Origin of the sequence: Streptomyces angustmyceticus, from assembly GCF_019933235.1 — a bacterium.
Classification (GTDB): domain Bacteria; phylum Actinomycetota; class Actinomycetes; order Streptomycetales; family Streptomycetaceae; genus Streptomyces; species Streptomyces angustmyceticus.
Window position 1 is genome coordinate 3,908,192 of the sequence record NZ_CP082945.1, and the last position, 20,104, is coordinate 3,928,295.

The 20,104-nt window shown below is 73.3% G+C and carries 15 protein-coding genes and 1 pseudogene; 7 read left to right on the forward strand and 9 right to left on the reverse strand.

Annotation, left to right across the window (positions count from 1 at the left end; translation table 11 throughout):
- Nucleotide 1: 1 nt before the first annotated feature.
- Together K7396_RS17540 and K7396_RS17545 are read right to left on the reverse strand one after the other, a co-directional pair.
- Nucleotides 2-928, reverse strand: coding sequence for an ABC transporter permease (locus K7396_RS17540; protein WP_223660055.1), 927 nt, complete (start codon nucleotides 926-928; stop codon nucleotides 2-4).
- The gene (locus K7396_RS17545; protein WP_086716060.1) at nucleotides 918-1,973 is read right to left on the reverse strand and encodes an ABC transporter ATP-binding protein; all 1,056 of its coding nucleotides are present in this window, start codon (nucleotides 1,971-1,973) and stop codon (nucleotides 918-920) included. Before K7396_RS17545 ends, K7396_RS17540 begins: the two co-directional genes overlap by 11 nt.
- Nucleotides 1,974-2,180: 207 nt before the next feature.
- On the opposite strand from K7396_RS17545, the gene K7396_RS17550 reads away from it, so the two are divergent.
- The 4 genes and pseudogenes from K7396_RS17550 to K7396_RS35975 all read left to right on the forward strand — a co-directional run bounded on the left by K7396_RS17550 (nucleotide 2,181) and on the right by K7396_RS35975 (nucleotide 6,650).
- Nucleotides 2,181-3,047, forward strand: a complete 867-nt coding sequence (locus K7396_RS17550; protein WP_086716058.1) for a M24 family metallopeptidase — start codon at nucleotides 2,181-2,183, stop codon at nucleotides 3,045-3,047.
- A 188-nt stretch (nucleotides 3,048-3,235) separates the two neighbouring features.
- Entirely contained in the window at nucleotides 3,236-5,029 is a 1,794-nt protein-coding gene (locus K7396_RS17555; RefSeq protein ID WP_086721969.1) for an SDR family oxidoreductase, read from the forward strand.
- 234 nt (nucleotides 5,030-5,263) lie between these two features.
- Nucleotides 5,264-5,455 (forward strand): annotated as a pseudogene (locus K7396_RS17560) (metal-dependent hydrolase); the annotation flags it as partial.
- Between the two features lie 28 nt (nucleotides 5,456-5,483).
- On the forward strand, nucleotides 5,484-6,650 hold the full coding sequence (locus K7396_RS35975) for a MerR family transcriptional regulator (protein WP_152104604.1): 1,167 nt from the start codon (nucleotides 5,484-5,486) through the stop codon (nucleotides 6,648-6,650).
- A 330-nt stretch (nucleotides 6,651-6,980) separates the two neighbouring features.
- On the opposite strand, the gene K7396_RS17570 is transcribed toward K7396_RS35975, so the two are convergent.
- Entirely contained in the window at nucleotides 6,981-8,330 is a 1,350-nt protein-coding gene (locus tag K7396_RS17570; protein ID WP_086718499.1) for a carotenoid oxygenase family protein, read from the reverse strand.
- Nucleotides 8,327-8,917, reverse strand: coding sequence for a DUF3159 domain-containing protein (locus K7396_RS17575; protein WP_086718498.1), 591 nt, complete (start codon nucleotides 8,915-8,917; stop codon nucleotides 8,327-8,329). Before K7396_RS17575 ends, K7396_RS17570 begins: the two co-directional genes overlap by 4 nt.
- Nucleotides 8,918-9,054: 137 nt before the next feature.
- Here K7396_RS17575 and K7396_RS17580 point away from each other — a divergent pair, with 137 nt between their 5' ends.
- Together K7396_RS17580 and K7396_RS17585 are read left to right on the forward strand one after the other, a co-directional pair.
- Entirely contained in the window at nucleotides 9,055-9,639 is a 585-nt protein-coding gene (locus K7396_RS17580) for a PadR family transcriptional regulator (RefSeq protein ID WP_086718501.1), read from the forward strand.
- Nucleotides 9,640-9,846: 207 nt separating this feature from the next.
- Complete coding sequence (locus K7396_RS17585; protein ID WP_086718497.1) at nucleotides 9,847-10,377, forward strand: RNA 2'-phosphotransferase; 531 nt, start codon at nucleotides 9,847-9,849, stop codon at nucleotides 10,375-10,377.
- A gap of 102 nt (nucleotides 10,378-10,479) precedes the next feature.
- Here K7396_RS17585 and pspAB read toward each other — a convergent pair whose 3' ends face one another.
- The 3 genes from pspAB to K7396_RS17600 all read right to left on the reverse strand — a co-directional run bounded on the left by pspAB (nucleotide 10,480) and on the right by K7396_RS17600 (nucleotide 13,257).
- A complete protein-coding gene (pspAB, locus tag K7396_RS17590; protein WP_086718496.1) occupies nucleotides 10,480-11,043 on the reverse strand; it encodes a PspA-associated protein PspAB in 564 nt (187 codons plus the stop codon).
- A gap of 137 nt (nucleotides 11,044-11,180) precedes the next feature.
- Nucleotides 11,181-12,080 carry a zinc metalloprotease HtpX gene (htpX, locus tag K7396_RS17595; RefSeq protein WP_086718495.1) on the reverse strand — a complete coding sequence of 300 codons (900 nt, stop codon included), beginning with the start codon at nucleotides 12,078-12,080 and terminating at the stop codon, nucleotides 11,181-11,183.
- A 277-nt stretch (nucleotides 12,081-12,357) separates the two neighbouring features.
- Nucleotides 12,358-13,257 (reverse strand): LLM class flavin-dependent oxidoreductase, encoded by a 900-nt coding sequence (locus K7396_RS17600; RefSeq protein ID WP_086718494.1) that lies wholly within the window; start codon nucleotides 13,255-13,257, stop codon nucleotides 12,358-12,360.
- 157 nt (nucleotides 13,258-13,414) lie between these two features.
- Here K7396_RS17600 and K7396_RS17605 point away from each other — a divergent pair, with 157 nt between their 5' ends.
- Nucleotides 13,415-14,395 (forward strand): HAD hydrolase family protein, encoded by a 981-nt coding sequence (locus K7396_RS17605; protein WP_152104603.1) that lies wholly within the window; start codon nucleotides 13,415-13,417, stop codon nucleotides 14,393-14,395.
- A 55-nt stretch (nucleotides 14,396-14,450) separates the two neighbouring features.
- On the opposite strand, the gene K7396_RS17610 is transcribed toward K7396_RS17605, so the two are convergent.
- Both K7396_RS17610 and cydD read right to left on the reverse strand, forming a co-directional pair.
- Nucleotides 14,451-16,130, reverse strand: coding sequence for a GAF domain-containing sensor histidine kinase (locus K7396_RS17610; protein WP_086718918.1), 1,680 nt, complete (start codon nucleotides 16,128-16,130; stop codon nucleotides 14,451-14,453).
- 253 nt (nucleotides 16,131-16,383) lie between these two features.
- Entirely contained in the window at nucleotides 16,384-20,079 is a 3,696-nt protein-coding gene (gene cydD / locus K7396_RS17615; RefSeq protein WP_223660058.1) for a thiol reductant ABC exporter subunit CydD, read from the reverse strand.
- Nucleotides 20,080-20,104: the final 25 nt, after the last annotated feature.

Sequence of the window (20,104 nt, forward strand, 5' to 3'; positions counted from 1 at the left end):
GTCACAGTCCGGCCTTCCGGTAGCGGCGCATCAGCAGGGCGTAGCAGCCGACGATGACGGCCAGCGTGACGAGGAGGTAGACGAATCCCGCCCCGGTCGACGGCTCCAGGCCGTTGGGGAAGGAACTGGTGCCGCCGAGGAGGGTCGACTGCACCCCGTCGATCAGGGTGATCGGGGAGAACAGCCCCAGCCACCCGACGGCGGCCTCGTTGCCCTGGACGAAGGCGATCCCCTGGACGGCGCTCACGGCGGCGTAGGGAATGGTGAGCACGGCGATCACGGCGGCGACGCCGAAGCCCCGGCGCGGCGTCACCGCGGAGACGACCAGTCCTATCCCGGCGAACAGCAGCGACAGCAGCACCACGGAGACCAGTCCCTGGCCCAGCCCCTTGGTCTGGTCGCCGAAGTCCAGCTTCGCCAGCAGCGCCCCGACGTAGAGGACCAGCAGCGGGGCGGCGGTGAGGATGAACAGGGCACTGGCCATCGCCGCGAACTTCGACGCCACGTAGTCGACCCGCTCGATGGGCCGGGAGAAGTACAGCGGGATGGACTTGAAGCGCAGGTCCCGTGAGACCGACTGCGGGGCCTGGGCGGCCAGATAGAGGCCGATGACGGCCTGGAGGTAGACGGCGTAACGGGAGTAGCCGACGGGGAGGCTGGATGCCTTGGTGACCACCGCCACCGCGACCATGATCGCGGCGGGCAGGCACATCACCGCGAAGAGCAGCATCGGCAGCACCTTGCTCTTGGCCGAACGGCCCAGACCGTAGGCGCCGCGCAGGCTCTGCGAGAAGAGCGACCGGCGGGCGTAGGCGCGGCCCAGGCGGGGGCCGTCGTAGTGGCGGTAGCCGATGTTGTGGATGTAGGCGCCGCCCGGCGCGGCGGATACCGGCGCCGCGGACGCGGGCGTCGTGGGCTCAGGCGACATCGTGGGCGCCTCCGTCCTGGGTGGCGTACGGGGCGCTCGGGGCGCCTGCGGTGGCGGGGGTGGCGGCCGCCGTGTCCGCCTCGCGGAAGACCTCGGCGATCCGGTGCCGGCGCTGTTCCATCCGGATCAGGCCGAGCCCGAGACCGGCGACGGCGTCCCGCACCAGGTCGTAGGTCTCCTCCCCGGCCGCCTCGACATACAGGAGGTGCCCGGCGGAGGCGAGACTCTCCGCGGCGGCCGTACCGGTGGTCACCGTGGCTCCGGCGGCGGTCAGGGCCTCGCGCAGCGCCCGGGTGCCGTCCGGGTGCGCGTCGGTGTCCGTGACCTCGACCGCCAGCGAGGCGGTGACCTGGGTGAACTCGTCGGTCGACGAGGAGCGCAGCAGCTTCCCGCCGTCGATGACGACGACGTGGTCACAGGTCCGCTCCAGCTCACCGAGGAGGTGGGAGGTCACCAGGACGGAGATCCCGAAATCGGTGTGCACACGGCGGATCAGGCCGAGCATCTCGTCCCGCCCGGCCGGGTCCAGGCCGTTGGTGGGCTCGTCGAGGAACACCAGCTGCGGGTCGTGGACCAGCGCCTGCGCCAGCTTCACCCGCTGCTTCATGCCCGTGGAGTAGCCGCCGATGGGGCGGTAGCGCTCCTCGTAGAGGCCGACGTGGCGCAGGGTGTCCGCGGTGCGCTCGCGGGCGGCGGCCGGCGGCAGGCCGGACATCCGCGCCATGTGCACGACGAATTCCGTGGCCGAGACGTCCGGCGGCAGGCAGTCGTGCTCGGGCATGTAGCCGACCCGCTCACGGATGGTGGCGCCGTCCTTGGTCACGTCCAGACCGAGGACGTGCGCCGTCCCTTCGGTGGCCGGAGCCAGGCCCAGGAGGATCTTGATCAGGGTGGACTTACCGGCACCGTTGGCACCCACCAGGCCCGTTACGCCGGGGGCGATGTCAAGGGAGAGCCGGTCCAAGGCGGTCACCCGCGGGAACCGCTTGCTCAGGCTTTCGGTCACGATCACAGTCACGTCCTCGACGGTAGTGGCGTCGGCCACAGCGGTCGTCAGACCAGACGATGGGATGTGCCTCCCCCTGCGGTATTACGTGCCCGTAGGGGTCTCCTTCTCCGAGCTGCCATGGCGTCGGGGTCGCGGTGCGGATCCGACGGCCCTCTTGACGCAGCCTCCGGTCATTGTCACATTCATCCATGTCAAGTTACGGGCACGTACCGCGATGCACCGCTCACGGACGGACGGTTGGCGATGGCCTCAGTCACCTCAGCGACCTCACCACGAGCCGGAGAACTCACCGCCGGGCTACGGGGGTTCAGAGAGGTCCAGCGGCTCGCCTACGCCTGCGCGGAGGCGGTGGCCGCGCAGCTCAGGCCCGGTGTCACCGAGCGGGCGGCGGCACGGATGCAGCGCGAGTGGCTGCACGAGCGCGGCGTGCGGGACTGGTTCCACCTGCCGTTCGCCTGGTTCGGCGACCGCACCGCCTTCGTCAACTTCCGGGTACCGCTGCAGTTCTTCCCGACCCACCGCGAGCTGGAGCCGGGGATGCCCTTCATCCTCGACATGGCACCGGTCCACCGGGGCTTCACGGCCGACATCGGCTACTCCGGATGTCTCGGCCTCAACCCCGTGCACGACCGGCTGCTCGCCGACCTCGAAGCGCACCGGGAGCTGATCCTGTGCGAGGTGCGCGAGCGGCGCCCGCTGCGGGAGATCTACGAGGACGTCGACCGGCTGATGACGCGGCAGGGCCACGCCAACCGCCACCGCGCCTACCCCTTCGGCGTCATCGCGCACAAGGTCGACCGGGTCCGGCAGCGCCGCTGGGCCCCGACCCTCTTCGGGTTCGGCACGCGGGCCCTGAAGGGTCTGGCCTCCGACGCGCTGCACGGCCACCGCGAGGGCTGGTCCCCGCTGTGGAGCCCCTACACCTTCTCCGACCACCCGCCGCAGCCCGGGCTGTGGGCGGTCGAACCCCACCTCGGGTTCCGGGGGACGGGCGCGAAGTTCGAGGAACTCCTGGTCGTCACGGACTCCAAGGACCCCCAGGAGAGCGCCTTTTGGCTGGACGACGATCTGCCGCATGTGCGGCGCTGGCAGGAGGAGAAGGCAGCGTGAACACGGGACGTGATCAGGGTCCGGACGAGGGACAGGAGCCGGGGCGGGGGCAGGCGCCCGGGCAGGAGCAGGGGCCGGGGCAAGGGCCGGGGCAGGTGCCTTCGCCTGTGCGCGGGCCCGTGCGGAGCAGGGCGCTTGGCCGGCGGGCGGGTCGGCGGCGGGAGGCTGACCGGCGGCGGCCGGGCCGGGTGCAGCGGACCGGGGCCGGGGCCGGGAGCGGTGCGGGGCTCGACGGGGCGCGGGAGCGCCGGGTGCGGACCGGTGGCATCGAGCTGTGCGTGGCCGAGCTGGGGGATCCTGCACGGCCCACGGTGATGCTGGTGCACGGCTATCCGGACAGCAAGGAGGTGTGGTCCGAGGTCGCCCGCGGCCTGGCCGACCGCTTCCATGTGGTGCTCTACGACGTCCGGGGCTGCGGCCGGTCCACCGCCCCGCGGCCGCTGCGCGGCGGCTTCACCCTGGAGAAGCTGACCGACGACTTCCTGGCCGTCGCCGACGCCGTCAGCCCCGGCCGCCCGGTCCATGTGGTCGGCCACGACTGGGGCTCGGTACAGGCCTGGGAGTTCGCCACGGTGCGCCGTACCGAGGGCCGGATCGCCTCCTTCACCTCCCTGTCGGGACCGTCCCTGGACCACTTCGGCCACTGGATCAAGAAGCGCATGGCCCGCCCCACTCCCCGGCGCGCGGCCCAGCTCCTCAACCAGAGCGCCAAGTCCTGGTACGTCGGCCTGCTGCACACGCCCGTCCTGCCCGAGCTGGCGTGGAAGGGCCCGCTCGGCACGCGCTGGCCGCAGATCCTGCAGCGGATGGAGAAGGTACCGGGCGGCGACTACCCGACCGACTCCCTGCCGACCGACGCCGCCCACGGCGCCTGGCTCTACCGCGACAACGTCCTCCCCCGGCTCCGCCGTCCGCGCACCGACGCCTACGCGCACTGTCCGGTCCAGCTCATCACCCCGACCGGCGACGCCTTCCTCTCCCCGCGGCTGTACGACGACCTGGAGCAGTGGGCGCCGCAGCTGGTGCGCCGCACCCTGCCGGCCAAGCACTGGGTACCGCGCACCCGCCCCGATCAGCTCGTCTCCTGGATCGGCGAGTTCGTCACCGCCAAGGAGGAGGGGGACCCGGCGAAGCGGGTCGTGGCGTCGGGCCCGCACGCCGACTGGTTCGGCGGCCAGCTGGTACTGGTGACCGGTGCGGCCGGCGGTATCGGCCGGGCGACGGCGTTCGCCTTCGCCGAGGCCGGCGCGCGGATCATCGCCGTCGACCGGGACGGCGAGGGCGCGGCGCGCACCGCCGAGATGTCCCGGCTGATCGGTGCGCCGGCGGCCTGGGCGGAGGCCGTCGACGTCTCGGACGAGGCGGCGATGGAGAAGCTCGCCGACAAGGCCGACGCCGAGTACGGCACCGTCGACGTCCTGGTGAACAACGCCGGCATCGGGCTGTCCGGCCCCTTCCTGCAGACCAGCACGGAGGACTGGAAGAAGGTGCTGGACGTCAACCTGTGGGGCGTCGTCCACGGCTGCCGGATCTTCGGCACCCGGATGGCGCACCGCGGACAGGGCGGCCATATCGTCAACATCGCCTCGGCCGCCGCCTTCCTGCCGTCGAGGGTGCTGCCCGCCTACAGCACGTCCAAGGCGGCCGTTCTGATGCTCAGCGAGTGCCTGCGTGCCGAACTGGCCGGTCAGGGCATCGGCGTATCGGCCATCTGCCCAGGACTGGTCAACACCGGCATCACCGCCTCGGCCCGCTTCACCGGTGTCCCGGCCGACGAGGAGAAGCGCCGCCAGGCCACGGCCGCTCGGATGTACCGGCTGCGCAACTACCCGCCGGAGAAGGTCGCCGACGCCATCCTGCGTGCGGTGGTCCGCAACCAGGCGGTGGTGCCGGTCACCCCCGAAGCCCGCGGCGCCCACCTGATGTCCCGCTTCACCCCCCGCGCACTGCGCGCCCTCGCCCGCTTCGAGCCCCGGTTGTAGCCGGGAGGTGGGGACGGGCAGTGGGGAGGAGAGCTTGGTGCGGGAGTTGGAGAGGGGAAGGGAGGGGAGGGGAGCTTGGGCGGGAGGTGCGGCTCCCGGAGGTGCGGCTCCCGGAGGTGCGGCTCCCGGGCCAGGGCGCACCGCCCGGTCCCGCCGCGCCGGGTCTCGCCGCTCCGAGTGCCGTCCGACGGGTAGGAGACGCCGCTCTCGCGAGCAGCACCGGCAGGCGCCCACCAGTTCCGCCGCGCCGTCCGCACCGGGCTGCTGCCCAGTCGGCGTGAGCGGGGAGCGGCGATTCCCCGGTGTCCGCGGCGGCCGTACCATCCCTCGCAGGAAGGGTCACTGCGCACGGCCGTCGCCTGTCCGACGTCCTCCCCGGCCGCACGGGCCACGACGGGCGCGACGGGCCGCGCGGCCCTCTCGTAGCGCACGGCCCGTCGTAAGGAGCACCCCCGTGACCGAGCAGCCGCCGACGGCCGAATACCGCATCGAGGATCTGGCGCACCTCAGCGGCGCCACGGTCCGCACGATCCGCGCCTATCAGGACCGCGGGCTGCTGCCCCGCCCGGAACGCCGCGGCCGGGCCAATGTCTACGGGGGTGCCCATCTGGCCCGGCTGCGCCAGATCGCCGGGCTGCTCGACCGTGGCTACACCCTCGCCAGCATCAAGGAACTCCTCGAAGCCTGGGACGCGGGCCTCGATCTCGGCGGGGTCCTGGGCCTGGTCGCCGAGATCGACGGGCCGTGGACCGACGAGGTGGCGTCCCGCATCAGCCGCCCGGACCTGGCCGCCGCCTTGGGGGGGACCTCCGACGAGGAAGCGATCGCCGAGGCCGTCGAACTGGGCGTCCTGGAACGGATCCCCGGCGAGGGCGGCGAGTTCCTCGTGCCCAGCCCGCAGGAGCTCGCCGTCGCCGTCGAACTGCACTCCGCCGGCGTCCCTCTCCCGGCGATCTCCGGTCATCTGCGGGAGGTGCGGGGCCAGGTCGAGCACATCGCGGCCCGCTTCCTGGACTTCACCACCGAGCATGTCTTCCAGCCCTTCCTGGACCACCCGCCCACCGAGGCCGAAGCCGCGGAGGCCGCCGCCCTCGTCCGCCGGCTGCGCCCCCTGGCCCAGCAGACCATCGACGCCGAACTCGCCCGCGCCATGCGCACTCTGGCCACCCGGTACCTCCGCCACCACCTCAGCGAGGCACTGCCGGCCGAGACGTCGTCGGCAGAGGCCCCACCGACGGAGGCGCTGAGGTCCGTCGAGGCGCGGTCCCCGCGGCGGCCGGCAGGGGACAACGCCGAGCGGGAGCAGGCCGGGTCGGCCGGGGCCGGAACGCCGTCCGAGGCAGGAGCGGGGAGCGTGCCCGGCCCTCGCGCCACCCAAGAGCCGTTGCCGGTCGCCCCGTCGGCCGTACCCGGCCCGGTCGCGGACCCCCGCGCCACGCCGGGCTCCGGTGCGGTGCCGGAAACGGTGGTGCTGCCCGCCGAGGCGGTGCAAGCCGTGCGCGCCCTCGTGGGCGCGGAGAACACGGCCGCCTTCATTGCCGCCGCCGCTCGGCGTGAGGTGCAGGCCCGCACCATGGATGCCCTGGCCTCGGGTGGAAGCGGGACGGCGCCGTCAGACTGAGGCGGGACGGCGCCGCGGGGCGACGCGACCAACGCGGCCCAGGGCCATCAAGGTGGCGACGAGTCCTGGTCCGACCGCGGCCCCGCCGACTGCCGCGACCACACCGCTCCGACGACGGACACCGTGCCATGCCCGTCCCGGGCGTCGGCCCTACGCGGCCCGCCCCACGGCCACCCACGTCACATCCGCCGCCCGCCTGAGGCACGGCCGCAGCAGGCAAGCACCGCTTGCCACTTGCCATCCCGCGACAGCCCGCCCGCCGCCCCCGGTCACCCCTCTTGAGTTGTCAAGGACCAGACAGTCCGCGGCCCACCGCGCCTTCACAGAGCCTCAACCAGTCGGATCGGGCAGCCAGTTGCCGTGGAAGCCGTACGGCACACGCTGCGGGAGATGGACCGTGGCGACCGGGTCGGCGGATATGTCCTCCGCGTCGAGTACGACGAGATCGCTGGTGTCCTTGGCGGCGTCGTAGACGTAGGTGATCAGCCAGCCCGGGCCTCCCGGCCGGTCGTCCGCCGGGGCGAAGACGGCCTCGCCCGGGGTGCGCCCCAGACCGAAGTCGTGCCGGACGGCGGCGCCCGTCCACAGGTCGTAGCGGAGCAGGGAACCGGGTATCGGGCCGGTGCCCGGCAGCTCGCCGGTGGTGGCATGACCGAAGCGGGCCGGCAGTCCGGCGAGCCGGTCGTCCACCCTGGGGAACTCGCAGAACCGGTCGTCGAGTTGTTCCTCGGTGACCGTGCCCGTCGTGAGGTCGAGGGTCCAGCGCCAGAGGTGGGCCGGGGTCCTGCCGCCGAAGTCGGCGTAGCGGGCGACGTGGAGAACGATCCGCTGGTCGCCCTCGTCATGGGCGTTCAGCGCGTGGAAGACGTAGCAGGGGTCGATGGGCAGCCAGCGGACCTCGCCATGGGGGTCGTCACGGCGCAGCACCCCGAGCCGGGCGCCGTACTCCGGGTCCCAGCGGTACGGCATGCCGGGGTGGCTGCGGTCGAAGACGACCGGGAGGTCCATGAAGACGACATGGCCGGCGGTGAGGTGGAAGTCGTGCATCATCGTGTGCCCCGGGACGTCGATGGGGCGGGAGATCACCAACTCCCCGGAGGCGTCGGCACGGTGGTAGGTGAGGTAGGGCGGGGTGGGGCCGCCGTACCCGAAGAAGTGCAGCTCGCCGGTGGTGGGACAGGTCTTGGGGTGGGCGGTCATGGCGGTGGTGAGCCGGCCCCCGAAGTCATGGACGCCGACGGTCTCCAGCTCGTGGCCGGGGCGGCAGTCGATCTCGTAGGGGAACGACGACTCGACCAGGGCGAGAGTGCGTCCGGCGTGGCGGACGACGTGGGTGTTGGCCACGCCTGCCGTCAGATCGCGGCGGCCCTGCGCGTCCACCCCCCGCGCGCCCTCGGTGAGGGCGGAGGTGCGGACCCAGCGGTTGCGGTAGGAGACGGCCCGGCCGTCCTCCAGGCGCAGACCGTGGACCATGCCGTCGCCGAAGAACCAGTGCGGGGTGGCGGCGTCCCGCGGGTTGGGGCCGTTGCGCAGGAACCAGCCGGTGAGTTCGGGCGGGATCGTGCCCGTGACCGGGAGGTCGTAGGCGGTCAGCTCGTCCTTCACCGGGGCGAAGTTGCCGGCCATATGGGGCACGGGGACCCGCGATGCGGTGGCGTTGGTCGGAGATGAGGTGGTCATGAGGCCATGTCTCCCTGGATGTCGTTCCGCGCGCCGGAGTTCCCCATGAAGCGGGCACGGGCCCGCTCCGGGTAGGCGGCGGTGAAGCGGATGGGAAGGACGAATCCGGCTATCTGGATGACGATCGAATAGATGACGTTGCCGTGGTAGGCGGAGACGGCTGTCTGGGCGAGCGCGGTGAGAGTGAAGGACAGTGCCCACGCCGCCGTGAGCACGACGTTGATGCGGCGGAACAGCGGGGTGTGCCAGACCTCCGGCCGGGCCATCCGCCGCGCGATCGCCATCGTGAAGGGGCGCTGCGCGGCGATCGACACCCAGGCGATGAGAGCCAGCCAGCCCGTCGACAGAGCACTGCCGTACATCCGGAGGCCGCTGTCGGGACGGGCGAAGGCCAGCACGCTCAGCGCGGCGAAGAACAGGATCGTGCCGTACTCCAGCAGCCGGTAGTCGAGCGACAGGCCCGCGGCCCGGTCGGCGACGAGCAGCGCCGCCGCTGTCACCAGGCCCGCGAGCGCCCCCCACTGCCAGCCGGCGGAGGACACCGCCGCGAAGACCAGCCACGGAATGAAGCTCCGCAGGTAGTTCATGATTCCCCCTCTTCCTGCACGACCGCGCGCCTCGGCACCGGGACCAGCCGCCACACCGCCGCACATTCCAACTTCGACATGTCGAACATAGAACCTTCAGCTTTGACATGTCAACAGTGGAAGGTAAAGTGCCGACCATGAGCCTGAAACATGCGGTGCTGGGTCTGCTGGCCGAATCCCCGGCGAGCGGCTACGACCTGATGAAGCTGTTCAACGCCTCGCTCTCGAATGTCTGGCCGGCCACCCAGAGCCAGGTGTACGGCGAGCTCACCAAGCTCACGACCGCCGGACTCGTCGAGGTCGCCGCACAGGGCCCCCGCGGGCGCAAGGAGTACGCGATCACCGAGGACGGCCTGGCGGAGCTGCGCCACTGGCTCACCGCGGTCGAGCCCAGCGGTCCCCAGCGTCATGACGGTTTGCTGCGCGTCTTCTTCCTCGGCATCGTCACGCCCCTCGAAGCACAGACGTTCCTCCTGCATCAGGCCGAACGCGCCGCACGGACCCGCGCCGCGCTCGAGCACGTCGAGGAGACCACGGAGTGGGACGAGGACATGATTTCGGTCTACGGGCGGATCGCGCTGGAGTACGGCCTGCGGCTCTCGGCGACCCAGGAGGAGTGGGCCCGCTGGGCGGCCGAGGAGGTGACCAGCGCAAAGGCGAGGAAGGCGAGCGAACTCGCCAGGGCGCGGCACACCGAAGAAGGGCAGCAGGAAGGGGAGTGACGGGCCGGGCGACGGCTGCCGAGACCGGCCGCCCCGCAGACCCGCAGACCCGCGGGGCATCGGCCGTAAGGCGCCGACCGCCCCGCCCCACGCCCTGCACACCCAGCGCCCTCGCGCCCCGGGGCCCACGGCCCCGCAAGCCCGCAGCCTCCCCGGACCGCCCGCAATTCAGGTGCCGTCCCACGCCCCGCGCGGCACTCTGGAGCCATGGACACCAAGCGCTCCGTGCGCATCTCGAAGTATCTGCGCCATGAACCGGAGCGGATCGGCATCACCCTCGACGCCCAGGGCTGGGTTTCCGTCGAGGAGCTCATGGCGGCGGCCGCACGGCACGGATTCCGCTTCTCCCGGGCGGAGTTGGACGCGGTGGTCGCCGGCAACGACAAGCAGCGCTACGCCATCGAGGGCGACCGGATCCGCGCCCAGCAGGGCCACTCGGTCCGAGTCGACCTCGATCTGCCGCCGGCCGTCCCCCCTGCCCAGCTCTTCCACGGCACGGTGGCCCGCAGTGTGGCCGCCATCCGGGAGGAGGGGCTGCGGCCGATGGCGCGGCATGCCGTCCACCTCTCACCGGACCGCGAGACCGCGACCCGGGTGGGTGCGCGGCGCGGCAAGCCCGTCGTGCTGACCGTCGACGCCGGGGCGATGCACCGCGCCGGCCATGTCTTCCGGGTCAGCGGCAACGGCGTCTGGCTCACCAGCCGGGTACCGGCGCAATACCTCCGCTTCCCGGGCTGACCCCCTCGCCCTACGGGACCGGCGGACTCCACGGCGCCCAGAGGGGACGGCCGATCCCGCGCCGCCCCGTAGGCCCCAGGGTCCGGCCCGGAAGCCGCCGCGTCAGAGCCCCGGCGCCCCCCATACCGGGAACCACCGCGACAGATCCTGCTCGATCGTCAGGTCGTCCCCGAGCATCGCCCGCACCTCCAGTTCGAGCGGGTTGTCGCGCCGCTCGGCGCCGCCCTCCTTCGGGGAGAAGGGGTAGAACGTGCCGCGTTTGTAGAGGTAGACCAGCGCCAGCGAGCGCTGCCGCTCATCGCGGAAGCCGACCAGCGAACAGAGCAGCTGCGGACCGAACCCCGCCTCCTCCAGCGAGGAGTTGACCGCGTGCAGGTCGTTGACCAGGCCCGCCACGTCCTGTGGCGCATGCCGCGCGAGCAGCCAGGTGTAGCCGTACGCGTCCTGGGTGAACTCCACCGAACCGTCCAGCAGGGACCGGGCCTCCTCCTGGATGCGCGCGAACGTCCCGCCCTCGACGCTCGCGAAACACACCGACCCCAGGCCGGTGGGTTCGAACCCGGCGGCGGCCTGGAGGGTGACGGCCGCGGAAGGCAGCGCGAAGAGCCGGTCGAGGTCGGGGCGTACCGGTTTGCTGCGGCCGAGGATGGCGTCGAGAAATCCCATGCGCGACTGACTCCTTGCTCGATTCGTCCGGCCCCGGAGGGACGGTCAGCGCGTCCGGCCCTACGAGGACGGTCGTCACTCCCGCCCCCGTCACCACACCCGCCCTGGCATCACGCGCACCCTGGCCGCCCGGTCCCTCACGCCCGGCCCAGCTGCGCGGAAATCCTGGCCAGTTGGTCCAGCCGCTGTTCCAGCGTCGGGTGCGAGGACAGCAGCCGGCTGAAGCTCTCCTTGTTGAACGCCGGGGCGAAGTAGAAGGCGTTGAACGGCTGGGCCTTGCGCAGGTCCTCGGTCGGGATCCGGGCGATCTGGCCGGTGACCTTGGTGAGTGCGGCGGCCAGCGCCGAGGGGCGGCCGGTCAGCAGCGCGGCGGCCCGGTCGGCGGACAGCTCGCGGTAACGGGACAGCAGCCGGGTCAGCAGGAAGCTGATCGCGTAGACGACCACGCTCACCGCGGTCACAACGAGCACCGCGATGGCCGCGTTCTGGTCCCGGTTGTTGCGGCCGATGCCGCTCCACAGGGCGGCCCGGGTGATGATCCCGGCCAGTACGCCGAGGAAGGACGCGATGGTCATCACCGCGACATCGCGGTGCGCGACATGCGAGAGCTCGTGGGCCAGCACCCCTTCCAGCTCCTCCGGCTCCAGCCGCCTGAGCAGCCCCGTGGTGGCGCACACCAGGGAGTTCTTCTGGCCGCGTCCGGTGGCGAAGGCGTTCGGCACGTCCGACTCGGCGATCGCGACCCGCGGCTTGGGCATGTCGGCCAGCGCGCACAGCCGGTCGACGGCGCCGTGCAGCTCGGGTGCCTGCTCCGGGGTGACCTCGCGCGCGCCCATGCTGAACGCCGCGATCCGGTCGCTGAACCAGAACTGCGCGACGAACAGGGCACCCGAGATCAGCAGCACCACCACCCACGCGCCCTTGAGCAGCACCACCAGCACGCCGACGACCACGACGTACAGCAGCCCGATGAAGAACATCGTGGTGACCATGCGCGTGGTGAGCCCGCGGTCCGGGGCGAATCGGGTCTGTGCCATGGCTCCTCCGCAAGCGCCGCAGTTCGCGCAGTGCGCCCACCGCTCGCGCGCCGTCCTCCCACGACGCCGCGCGGTCGCACACTGCGCCGCTGTCCCGATTCTCCCTCTTGAGGGCTATATGTGGGGTAAAGCCCAGGCCAGAGAACTGTCGGGCGCGTCGGGCGGCGGAGCACCCGCGACGCCGACGGGTCCGAAGGCCACGCCGGCGCGGCCGTAACGTCACCGGAGGCGCGGAGAGGACCGGCGGCCCGTATCGGACCGCCGGGCCGTGTGCCGTCTAACGGGCGGCGAGCTGCGCCGCCCCCTCCGTGGCGATCCGCTCGAAGACCGCGACATCCGCCTCGAAGACCGAGTCGGCGATCGGCCAGTGGACGACCAGCTCGTCGATGCCCAGCTCCGCGTGGCGTCCGGCGAAGTCGACGAACGCGTCCACGGAGTCCAGCGGGCGGTCCGGGGTGAAGCCGGTCAGCATGATCTTCCGCAGGTCGGCGAGCTCCCGGCCCTGATCGGCGCAGGCCTTCCCCAGCCGCTCGATCTGCCCGCGGACCGCGTCCCGCGACTCGTCCGACGTCCCGCCCCCGTTGGAGACCTTGGGATCACCGGTCGTCACCCAGGCCTGGCCGTACTGGGCGGCCAGCCGCAGCCCGCGCGGCCCGGTGGCGGCCACGGCGAACGGCAGCCGCGGGCGCTGCACACAGCCGGGGATGTTGCGCACCTCGTGCGCGGAGTAGTGGTCGCCGGCGTAGGAGACGACGTCCTGGGACAGCAGTCGGTCCAGCAGCCCGACGAACTCGGCGAAGCGGTCGGCGCGTTCCCGCGGCGCCCAGGGCTCCTGGCCCAGCGCGGTGGCGTCGAAGCCGTTGCCGCCGGCGCCGATGCCGAGGGTGACCCGGCCCTCGCTGATGTCGTCGAGCGAGATCAGTTCCTTGGCGAGGGTGACCGGGTGCCGGAAGTTCGGCGAGGTGACGAGGGTGCCCAGCCGCAGGCGGGAGGTCGCGGCCGCGGCCGCGGTCAGCGTCGGGAGGGCGCCGAACCAGGCCTGGTCGCGAAAGCTCCGCCACGAGAGGTGGTCATAGGTGTACGCGGCGTGGAAACCCAGTTCCTCGGCGCGCTGCCACGCCTCCCGTCCGCCTGCGGACCAACGGTGGACGGGGAGTATCACGGTGCTCAGTCGCATACCCCCGAGCGTACGGGCGTCCGGGCGGCACCCACGATCCGCTCGGTGCCGCCGGCGGCTCCGCGGCCCCCGTCCGGACGCCTCCAGCCCGGCCGCCACTGGCTCATCCGCGCAACCCACCGCACGCCTGTGCGCGGCAATACGGGAAGATGGCCCCGTGACTGATGCCCCCGCCACGCCACCACGGGCGCCCGAGACGGCCGTTGCGCCCCGGCTGATCGCCACCGACCTCGACGGCACGCTGCTGCACGACGACAAGACGGTCTCCGACCGGACGATCGCCGCGCTGGCCGCCGCGGAGCGGGCCGGCATCGAGGTGTTCTTCGTCACCGGACGTCCGGCCCGCTGGATGGGCGTGGTCAGCGACCATGTGCACGGTCACGGCCTGGCGATCTGCGCGAACGGCGCCGCGGTCGTCGACCTGCACCGCGGCGGCCGGATCGTCGAGGTCAGCCCGCTGGAGCGCAGCGTCGCGCTCGCGGTCGTGGACACGCTGCGCGGCGCCGCGCCCGGCACCTCCTTCGCGGTCGAGCGCACCGGCGGCATCCACTACGAGCCGCAGTACCCGCCCTTGCTCCTGGACCCGGCCGCGGTCGTCGCGCCGGCCGAGAAGCTGCTCGCCGAGGACTTCGTCACGACGCTGTGTCCGCACACGGCGGGGCGGCACGACGACGCCCGGGAGCCGGACGGCCCGCCCCGTGGCCCCCACAGCCCCACCGGCCCCGAGGGCCCCGCCTTCCCCGACCAGCCCGTGATCAAGCTGCTGGCACACCACCCCGAGATGGACCCCGACGCGTTCCTCACGCTGGCCCGTAGGACCGCGGGCGGCCTCGCGTCCTTCACCCGCTCCAGCCCCACCGCCCTCCTGGAGATCAGCGGCCCCGGCGTCAGCAAGGCCGGCACCCTCGCCCGGTGCTGCGCCGAGCGCGGCATCTCCCCGGAGGAGGTCGTCGCGTTCGGCGACATGCCGAACGACATAGAGATGCTGACCTGGGCGGGCACCTCGTACGCCATGGCCAACGCGCACCCGGACGTGCTGGCCGCCACGACGGGCCGTACCGCGTCCAACAACGACGACGGCGTCGCGGCCGTCATCGAGCGGATCCTGCACGACGGCGCACCACGGGACGAGCGGTAGCGCGGAGGAGACGGCGGCGACGCCTGGTCTCACCGCACGCGCCGGCCCCGCCCCCTCACAGCGGCGCCTCCCACCGCACCGTCGTCCCCGTGCCGTTCTCCCCCAGCCCCGGGCCGAACGAGCTGGAGCCACCCAGCGACTCCGCGCGCTGGGCGAGGTTCTTGAGGCCGCTGCGGCGCCCCCCGTCCGCGATGCCGACGCCGTCGTCGGCGACGGTCAGCCGGACGCCGTCGACGCCGTCCGGGAGCCGGATCGTGGCGTCGACGACGACCTCGATCCGGGACGCCTGGGCGTGCCGGAAGGCGTTCGACAGCGCCTCGCGCAGCGCGGCGATCAGGTTCTTGCCGGTCAGCTCGCCGACCCGGGAGTCGACCGGCCCGATGAAACCGGCCGACGGCTGGAAGCCGAGCGGCACGGCGGCGGTGCCGATCTCCCGCAGCACCCGGGTCCGCAGCCCGGACGGCGCCTCGGCCGGGCCCTGCTGCAGGGCGAAGATCGCGGTGCGGATCTCCTGGATGGTGACGTCCAGCTCGTCGACGGCCTTGCCGACGCCCTGGGCCACCTCCGGCACGATCGTCCTGCGCTGGGCGCTCTCCAGGATCATGCCCGTCGCGAAGAGCCGCTGAATGACGAGATCGTGCAGGTCACGGGCGATCCGGTCGCGGTCCTCGTAGACCGCGAGGCGCTCGCGGTCGCGCTGTGCGTCCGCCAGGACCAGCGCCAGTGCGGCCTGGGCCGCGAACTGGATGGCGAGCGTCCGCTCGGCGTCGGTGAACGGGCGGGCGCCCCTGGACCGCGGGACCGCGAGGGTGCCGAGCACCCGTCCGCCGCTCTTGAGCGGCAGCATCATGCTGGGGCCGAAGCGGGACGCGATATCCGTGATCATCCGCGGATCGGTGGCCGAGTCGTGCACGAACACCGGCTCCCCGGCGAGGAGTTGCTCGACGACCGGGCTGTGCGGCGGAATCTGCGTCCCCATGATCCCGGCGGGGTCGTCCGCGGACACCGCGACGATCTCCAGGCCGCCCTCCTCGTCGGGCAGCAGCACGATGCCGGCTGCCGAATCCGCCAGCTTGCGGGCCTGCTCGGCGACCACCGCGAGCGCGTCGTCGACATCGCTGCCGGCGAGGAGTTCGGTGGTCACCGCCACGGAGCCGTCGATCCACCGCTCCCGCTGCCGGGTCGCCGCGTGCACCCGGGCGTTGCCGATCGCGATACCGGCCTCGGTGGCCAGCACCCGCACCATGTGCAGGTCCTCCTCGCTGAACTCTCCGCCGCCGCGCTTCTCCGTCAGATAGAGGTTGCCGAAGATCTCGCCCTGGACGCGGACGGGCACCCCGAGGAAGGTCCGCATCGGCGGGTGCCCGGCCGGGAAACCGGCCGAGCGGGGGTCCTGTGTGAGGTCGCGCAGGCGCAGCGGCTTGGGATCATGGATGAGCGCGCCGAGCAGGCCCTTGTGGCCGTCGGGCAGCGCGCCGATCCGTTGGTGCTGCTCCCGGTGCACGCCGTACGTCACGAAGTCCGACAGCCCCTCGCGGGCGTCGTCGATGATCCCGATCGCGGCGTAGCGGGCATCGGCGAGCTCGGCGGCGGTCTCCACGATCCGGTCCAGGGTGACGTGCAGGTCGAGCCCCGCGCCGACCGTGCGCATCGCCTCCAGCAGCTGCGGCACCCGGGCGGTCAGCTCGGACGACAGGCCCTGCAGACTGCGGGTCGCCTCGGTCGCGGCGTCCATGGGGTCGGGGATCGCAGCATCGCTCCCGGGTTCCCCGGGGTCCGAGGGCGGGGGTTCTGCCGTGACTGCCATGCAATGAGCCTAATAAGGGCTGTTTTCTTGGGAAAGTCCACGTATGCGTAAAGGTCGCGTGCAGCGGGCCGGGACAGGCGCCCGGCCGTGCGGCCGCCTCGCCCCACCGATGCCCCGCCCGCCGATGCCCCGACTCGCAGCTGACCGGCCGCGCGCCCTGCGCCACGGGCTGCGAGCCGCCCTATGCCACCGGCTGCGCGTCGCCCCGCGCCACCGGCTGCGCTTCCCCGTACGCCGAGTCCACCGCCCGCTCGCGCTCCAGCATCCGCCGGAACGGGCCGTCGGCCGCGGCCAGCTCCCCGTACGTCCCGCGCTGCGCGACCCGGCCCGCGTCCAGGACCAGCACCTCGTCGACCGCGTCGAGGCCGGTGAGCCGGTGGGTGATCAGTACCGACGTGCGGCCCTCGGTCGCGGCCAGCAGATCGGCGGTCAGCGCGTCGGCGGTGGCCAGGTCGAGGTGCTCGGCGGGCTCGTCCAGCACGAGCACCGGGAAGTCCGCGAGCAGGGCGCGCGCCAGGGCCAGCCGTTGCCGCTGACCGCCGGACAGCCGGGCACCGTGCTCGCCGACCATGGTGTCCAGGCCGTCGGGCAGCCCCCGCACCCAATCGGCGAGCCGCGCGCGGCGCAGCGCGTCCCACAGGTCCTCGTCGGCGTCGTCCGGGGTGCTGCGCCGGTCCCGGCGGGCGAGCTTGAGGTTCTCCCGCAGCGAGCTGTCGAAGAGGTGCGCGTCCTGTGCGCACAGCCCCACCAGCCGCCGGACCGCGTCGCCGTCCACCGTCCGGGCGTCCGTTCCCGCCAGCAGGTACGTCCCCGACTCCTGGTCCAGGAAGCGCAGCAGCACCTGCGCCAGCGTGGTCTTGCCGGAGCCGGACGGTCCGACGACGGCGAGCCGCCGGCCGGCGGTCACGGTGAAGCCGACGCCGTCCAGCGCCGGGCGGTCCGCTCCCGGGTGGCGCGCGGTCAGGTCCCGTACGGCCAGCGGGAACGGCGTCCCGGGAGCGTCGGCCGGATCGGCCGGCTCCCGCACCGGGACCGGGGCGTCCAGCACCTCGAAGACCCGCTCGGCCGCGTGCCGGGTGCGCCGGCGGTACTGCACGGCGAGCGGCAGCCCGGCCACCGCCTCGAAGGCGGCGAGCGGGGTGAGCACGACCACGGCCAGCGCCACGCCCGCCAGCCGGCCCGCCGCCACCGCCTGGACCCCGGCCACCGCCGACGCGGCGACGGTCAGCCCGCACAGCAGCGCCGACAGCCCGGCGCCGGTCCCGGCAACGGTGGCCGAACGGGAGGCGATCCGGGTCAGCTCCCGGTCGGCGCGCCGCACCGCTTCCGTACGGGCGGGGAGGGCACCGGCCACCGTCAACTCGGCGGTGCCGGTGAGCACATCGACGACCCGGGTCGCGAGCCGCCCCCGGGCGGGCGCCAGTTGACGCTCCGCCCGCCGGGCCAGCGCATCCGAGAGCACCGGAACCCCCACGCCCGCGAGCAGCAGCCCGACGGCGAGGATCGCCCCGGCCTCCGGCAGCAGCCACCCGGTGAAGCCCACCGTGCCCGCGCCGACCAGCACCGCCGCGCCCGCCGGCAGCAGCCAGCGCAGGAAGTAGTCCTGCCCCGCGTCGACATCGGCCACCAGCCGCGACAGCAGATCGCCGCGGCTGCGCTCCTTGAGCCCGGCCGGCGCCAGCCGCTCCAGCCGCCGGAAGACGGCGACGCGCACCTCGGCGAGCATCCGGAACACCGCGTCATGGGCGACCAGCCGCTCGGCGTACCGGAACACCGCACGGCCGATGCCGAACGCCCTGGTCGCGGTCACCGCCACCATCAGATACAGCACCGGCGGCTGCTGCGCCGCCCGCGAGATCAGCCACCCCGAGGTCGCCATCAGCCCGACCGCGCTGCCCAGCGCGAGGCTCCCCAGCAGCAGCGCCACCGCGAACTGCACCCGGTGCGCACGGGCCGTCCGCCGCAGCCGGGTGAGCGCCGAACCCCGGGCACCGGTGGGAAGGATGCCGGACCCGCCGTCCTCCTCCGGAGCCGGATCCGCGGCTGCCGCCTCGGAGTCCACGCCGCGAGCGGCCGGTTCGGCGGACGTCTCGGCAGCCGCCACCTGCCCCGCGGAAGCCGCCGTGCCCGGACCCGGCACGGCGCTCCCCGCATCCACAGACCCCGCCGGATCCGGCAGCCGCACCACCCGGTCCGCCACCGCCAGCAGCGCCGGCCGGTGGACGACGAGCAGGACCGTACGACCGACGGCGAGCCGGCGGACCGCGGCCACGATCGCCTCCTCGCTCGCGCCGTCCAGGTTCGCGGTGGGCTCGTCCAGGAGCAGGACCGGGCGGTCGGCGAGGAAGGCGCGGGCGAGCGCGAGACGCTGGCGCTGGCCGGCCGAGAGCCCGGCACCCGACTCGCCGAGCCGGGTCGCCAGGCCGTCCGGGAGCGCGTCGACGAAGTCCAGCGCGCCCGCGTCGCCCAGCGCGGCGCGCACCGCGGCGTCGTCCGCGTCCGGCCGCGCCAGCCGTACGTTCTCGGCGATGGTGCCGGCGAACAGATGCGGGTGCTGCGGCACCCAGGCGATCCGCTGCCGCCAGCTGTCGGGGGAGAGGGACGCGATGTCCCGGCCGTCGACGAGGGCCCGGCCCGCGTACGGTGCGGTGAAGCCGAGCAGCACGCTCAGCAGGGTGGACTTGCCGGCGCCGGAGGGGCCGACCAGTGCGACGGTCTCGCCGGACCGGACCTCGAACGAGGTCGCCGGGAGCGAGTCGGCGCTCCGCCCGGGGTGGCGGACCACCAGGTCCTCCACGGCCAGCGCGGTGCCCTCGGGCGCGGCGGCGGTGCCGGGCGCCGGCAGCGGCGTCTCCAGTACCGCGAAGACCTCCTCCGCAGCCGCGAGGCCCTCGGCCGCCGCGTGGTACTGCGCGCCCACCTGCCGCAGCGGCAGATAGGCCTCGGGCGCCAGCACCAGCATCATCAGGCCGGTGGAGAGGTCGAGTTCGCCGTGCACCAGCCGCATACCGATACCGACCGCGACCAGCGCCACGGAGATCGTGGCGAGGAGTTCGAGGGCGAAGGAGGAGAGGAAGGCGATCCGCAGGGTGCGCAGCGTCGCCCGGCGGTAGGCGCCGGTGATGGCGCGGATGGAGGCGGCCTGGGCCTTGGCCCGGCCGAAGACCTTGAGGGTCGGCAGGCCCTCGACGACATCGAGGAAGTGGCCCGAGAGCCGGGCGAGCAGCCGCCACTGCCGGTCCATCCGCGCCTGGGTGGCCCAGCCGATCAGGACCATGAACAGCGGGATCAGCGGGAGGGTGAGGACGATGGTGAGCGCCGAGATCCAGTCACCCGTGACGATCCGGGCGAGCACCGCTAGGGGGACGACGACGGCCAGCCCCAACTGCGGCAGATAGCGGGCGAAGTAGTCGTCCAGCGCGTCGATGCCGCGAGTGGCGAGGGTGGTGAGTTCACCGGTACGCATTTCCAGGGTGCCCGCGTCGGCGACGGTTTCCGCGCCCTTGGGGGATCCCTCGCCGCCGGGGCCCGTGCGCCCGGTCGCCGCACCGGGCCCCAGCCGCGCCGCCCGCTCGACCAGCCGCATCCGCAGCTCGGACTTGGCCGCCGCCCCGGCGCGGTGCGCGGCCAGCTCGGTGAGCCAGGAAACCAGGCCGCGCCCGACGGATATCGCGGCGAGCAACGCCAGCGGGGTCGCCAGGGCGCCGGCATCGAGGTGGTGCTGGAACGCCCCGACGACGATCTCGGCGATCAGCATCGCCTGGCCGATGACCAGGCCCGCTCCGGCCAGCCCGAGCACCACCACCGCGACCAGGAAGCCGCGGGTGGCACGGGCGTAGCGGAGCAGACGCGGGTCGACCGGTTTCACGTGAAACATCCGTCCTGCCGAGGCCGCCGGGAAG